Genomic DNA, 4,911 nt, shown 5'->3' on the forward strand with positions numbered 1-4,911 from the left:
CACTTGCGCCCGGTGGGCCTGCGAACGGGCTTCCGACGCCGACCTCCGACGGCTCCGAAAGCTCCACGACGGCCTGGAGAGGCATTTCGCCCGTCGGGACCACGAGGGCTACATCCAGACGAACCACGCCTTCCACACGCTACTCCAGGAACTTTCCGGCAACCGCACCCTCGACACCGTGCTGCGGGGCCTCCGGCACAAGCTGTTCCTCTACCGGTACCGCCAGCTGTACCAACCCTCGCGGTTCCGAGAGTCCATCGAGGAACACCGCCGCCTGATGGAGGCCCTCGAGGCCCGTGACGGGCCCGCGGCCGAGGCGGCCATGCGCGAACACCTCCTCAACCAGTGCGAGGCCCTCGTCAGCCTCTTTGAACGGGACGCCCCCCGGGCAGACACGGGACCCGATCCGGGCTAACCGCATCCCCTCGTTTCGAGCCGCGCGCACGGCGAAAGGAGGTTCACCATGACAAGGGCACGTTGGAACGGTCGGATCGTGGCGGTGGTGTGTGTTCTCGGTCTTCTCGCCTTAGGGGCACTCCCATCCCATGCCAAGCTCCGGCTCAAGGCGTCGCACCAGTTCGCCGAGGGCGACGTACGGGACCGGCTTGTGCGGGTGTTCGCCGAGCGGGTGAACGAGAGGCTCGGCGGCGGGGTGGACATCCGGGTGTACCCCGCGAAGTCCCTCTACAAGCCCAAGGCCCAGTGGGACGCCATGCGAGACGGCGCGCTGGACATGAGCGTGTTTCCGCTCGACTACGCCTCCGGCAAGGTGCCGCAACTCTCCATCACCCTGATGCCCTGTGCCGTCACCAGCATGGAACAGGCCATGAGTTGGCGCCACAAACCCATCGGCAAGCGCATCGAGAAACTCCTGGAGGAGAACGGGATCAAGCTGCTGATCTGGGCGTGGCTGGACGGCGGGATCGGGAGCACCGTGCGACAGGTCCGGGTGCCAGCCGACGTGAAGGGGCTCAAGATGCGCGCCGCCGGCAAGAAGTTCGAGTACATGCTCCGGGAGGCCGGCGCCTCCATCACCAGCATGCCCTCGTCCGAACTCTACCACGCGCTCTCGACCGGGGTGCTGAACGCCTGCCTCACTTCGTCGGCCTCGTTCGTGTCGTACCGACTCTACGAGCAGCTCAAATACATGAACGCGCCCCGCGACTACGCCATCTGGTTCATGGCGGAACCCCTCATTATGTCGCTGAAAACCTGGAACCGGCTGAGCCCCGAGCAACAAAAGGTGTTCCAGGAGGTGGCGCTCGAAATGGAGAAGGACTGGGTGCTGCCCGAGTTTTCCAAGGCCAAGGACGTGCTGGCCGAAAAGTTCAAGGCCGCCGGCGCCGAGGTGCACTTCATGACCAAGGCGGAGTTCGACGAGTGGCTGGCGTTCGCCAAAAAGACCGCCTGGAAGAGCTATGAAACCGATGTGCCGGGCGGGGCCGAACTCCTGAAACTTGCCCTGGAAGCCATGGAGTAGACGGTGCTGGGGGAGCCCGCCCTGGCGGGCTCCCCCACTCCGGGTCGGAGGCGCGCCATGGACTATGCCTCAGGGATGTGGGGCCGGGTCGAACGGGCCATCGAGGGGCTCAGCCGGGTCACGGGGTGGATCGGGGCGGCCGCCCTCCTGGCCGCGGCCTTCATCGTGACCGAGGGTGTGATCATCCGGAAGGTGCTCGGATGGTCCACCGTCTGGCAGATCGAGATGGCGGTGTTTCTCCTGATGTACGCTTGCTTCGTGGGATCCGCGTACACCCAGAGCCGGGAGGGCCATCTCAATGTGGACCTCCTCATCGTGTACCTCCCCCCCCGAGCCCGGGAACTCGTGCTGATCGGCGCGGCGGCGCTGGGCGCCGCCCTGTGCGCCCTGATCGCCTGGTACGCCTGGCCCATGTGGTGGGAGGCCTGGGTGCGAAACGACCACAGTGAATCCCTTTGGGGTCCGCCCCTGTGGATCCCGTACCTTTTCCTTCCGGCCGGCATGACGCTCCTCTTTCTCCAGCACCTGGTGACCCTGGGCCGGAGGATCCGGGCATTTCGTCGGGGGGAGTACACCCGGGAGGTGGCCCGGGCCGAACTCAAGGAGATCGAGATTCCCGGAGGGGATGGCCATGGATGAGCGGGTCCTCGGGCTTCTCGTGTTCGGCGGGGCGCTGGTCGTCCTCCTTTCGGGGATTCCCATCTGGGCCGGACTCGCCGCGGTGTCGGTGGCCTGCGTGGTGCTCCTCGAACCCCACCTCCTCACCACCCTGCCCCACGTGTTCCACGACAGCATGGACAGCTTCGCGCTCCTTGCCATCCCCCTGTTCATCCTGCTGAGCGCCCCCATCGCCGCGTCCCGGGCCAGCCGCGATCTCTACGAGGCCCTGCACCGCTGGATGCACAAGCTACCCGGAGGACTTGGGATCAGCACCATGATCGCCTCGGGCATCTTCGCCGCCCTGTGCGGCTCGAGCCCGGCCACAGCCGCAGCCATCGGGGGCATCGGGATTCCCGAGATGCGCCGCAGGGGATATCCGGCCAGCCTCGCCTGCGGGCTCATTGCCCACGCCGGAACCTTTGGCATCCTGATCCCGCCCAGCATCACCATGATCCTGTACGGGGTGGCCACCGAAACCTCCATCGGAAAATGCTTCATCGCCGGCATCGTGCCGGGCCTCCTGGAGGTGGTCCTGAGTTGCGTCTGGGTGGGATTCTACTTCCGGTTCGTCGCCCGAAAGCCCCAGGGGCCCCGAAGGGAGGAGGAGCACTTCACCCTCAGGGAGAAGATCGAATACCTCCCCCGGGTGCTCCCGTTTCTATTCATCATTTTCGGCATCATGGGCTCCCTGTACGGCGGTTGGGCCACCCCGAGCGAGGCGGCCGGGGTGGGGGCGGTGCTCTCCTGCCTCACCGTGGCCGTGCTCTACCGGATCCGGGGCTGGGCCGAGTGGAGGGACATTCTGCTCAAGGCGTTGAACGATAGCTCCATGATCCTGATGATCATGGCCGCGGCCCTGGTGTTCAGCTGGGTGTGCTCGTACCTCTACGTCACCCAATCCCTGGCCGAGATGCTCCTGGGGCTGCCGCTGGGGAAATGGGGCATCTTCGTCCTGATCAACGTGCTTCTGTTGATCCTCGGGTTCTTCATCCCCCCGGCCGCGGTGATCCTCATGGTGGCCCCCATGCTCCTTCCGGTCGTGGAGGGGCTGGGGTGGGACCCCGTGTGGTTCGCGGTGATCATGACCGTGAACCTGGAGATCGGGCTCGTGACCCCGCCGGTGGGCCTCAACCTCTACATCGTCAAGGGCATCGCCCCCGACGTGCCCCTGTCGCAGGTGCTGTGGGGCGTGCTACCGTTCGTGATCATCGAACTCGTCGTCATCGGGCTCGTGGCGGCGTTTCCACAACTGGCGCTCTGGCTCCCCAACCAGATGATCGGCTGATACCGGGAGGCGACCGTTCATGAACCTCGCAAAACTCTTGGCCGAGGTGGGAGCGCGGGATCCGGAGAAGATTGCCGTGCGGTTCGAGGGGCGGCCCGTGACCTACGGACAGTTCTGGGAGGCCGTGCGGCTCCACGCCGGCGCGCTCGCCGACCTTGGGGTCCGGCCGGGGGATCGGGTGGCCCTACAACTCCCCAAACGGCTCGACTTCCTCTACCTCCATCTCGGCGTCCTCTCCCTGGGGGCGATCACCCTGCCCCTCAACGCCGAATACAGGCCCGAGGAGGTCGATTACTTTCTCCGGGACTCGGAGAGCGCGCTCTTCGTGTCCGATCCGGAACGCTTGCTCCGTGCGGAAGAGGTGCTCCGGGATCTGCCCGGGACGAAGCCGGTTTGCGTGGACCCCGAGGGGCCCTCGTGGGCCCAGCCCCTTCCCGCGGCGCTCGGCCGGGTGCCTGGGTCGTTCCGGCCGGCGTACCCCGCGGGTGACGACGACGTGGCGGTGATCTGCTACACCTCCGGGACCACGGGCCGGTCGAAGGGCGCCATGATCACCCACCGGAATCTCGTGTCGAACCTTCTCGACCTCCACGAGATCTGGCGGTGGAGCGAGAGCGACGTGCTTTTGCACGTGCTTCCGCTGTTCCACGTCCACGGCCTCATGGTGGCCGCCCAGGGCGCCCTCCACGCCGGGGCGACCATGGTGATGCACGAGCGGTTCGACCCGGCCCGCGCCTGGGACGCCATCGAGGCCGACCGCTGCACCCTGCTCATGGCCGTCCCCACCATCTACCAGCGGCTCATGGCCGAGTGGGACCGCCGGACCCGAAAGCCCGACCTCTCGACCGTGCGGGTGTTCATCTCGGGCTCGGCCCCCCTTTCCGAGAACCTGTTCCGCCGGTTCGAGGCGGCCACCGGACACCGGATCCTGGAGCGCTACGGGATGACCGAGGCCGGCATGATCGCCTCGAACCCCTACGAGCCCGAGCGCCGGATCCCGGGGAGCGTCGGCTACCCGCTGCCGAGCGTCGCGATCCGGGTCTGCGACGACCGGGGTCGCGACGTGCCCCCGGGCCAGATCGGGGAGGTCTGGGTCCAGGGCCCCAACGTGTTCAAGGGATATTGGCGGATGCCCGAAAAGACCCGGGAGGCCCTGGTGGACGGATGGCTGCGCTCGGGCGACCTGGGCTACCAAGACCCCGGGGACGGGGGGCGGCTGTACCTCAAGGGACGGGCCAAGGAGCTCATCATCACCGGCGGGTACAACGTGTACCCCAAGGAGGTGGAACTCGTGCTCGAGACCCACCCGGCCGTGCGGGAGTGCGCCGTGGTGGGGGTGCCCAATGAGGAGTTCGGGGAGCGGGTGATCGCCGTGGTGGTCCCGAAGCCGGACGTCCCCCCACCGGCGCCGGAGGAACTCATCGCCCTGTGCAAAGCGAGACTCGCCGGCTACAAGTGCCCCAAGCAGGTGTTCCTCGCCGAAGAG

Annotated in this window: 5 protein-coding genes; all 5 read left to right on the forward strand. The window is 66.9% G+C overall.

The window, feature by feature from the left end:
• On the forward strand, window positions 1–415 hold a 415-nt coding region (locus ACY0I8_RS16345), incomplete at its 5' end, for a GntR family transcriptional regulator (protein WP_461395597.1).
• 48 nt (window positions 416–463) lie between these two features.
• The gene (gene dctP / locus ACY0I8_RS16350; protein ID WP_461395598.1) at window positions 464–1,480 is read left to right on the forward strand and encodes a TRAP transporter substrate-binding protein DctP; all 1,017 of its coding nucleotides are present in this window, start codon (window positions 464–466) and stop codon (window positions 1,478–1,480) included.
• Window positions 1,481–1,537: 57 nt separating this feature from the next.
• Window positions 1,538–2,119, forward strand: coding sequence for a TRAP transporter small permease subunit (locus ACY0I8_RS16355; protein ID WP_461395599.1), 582 nt, complete (start codon window positions 1,538–1,540; stop codon window positions 2,117–2,119).
• Window positions 2,112–3,425, forward strand: coding sequence for a TRAP transporter large permease (locus ACY0I8_RS16360; RefSeq protein WP_461395600.1), 1,314 nt, complete (start codon window positions 2,112–2,114; stop codon window positions 3,423–3,425). Before ACY0I8_RS16355 ends, ACY0I8_RS16360 begins: the two co-directional genes overlap by 8 nt.
• A gap of 19 nt (window positions 3,426–3,444) precedes the next feature.
• On the forward strand, window positions 3,445–4,911 hold a 1,467-nt coding region (locus ACY0I8_RS16365), incomplete at its 3' end, for an AMP-binding protein (RefSeq protein ID WP_461395601.1).

It is taken from the genome of Deferrisoma sp. (assembly GCF_054681715.1).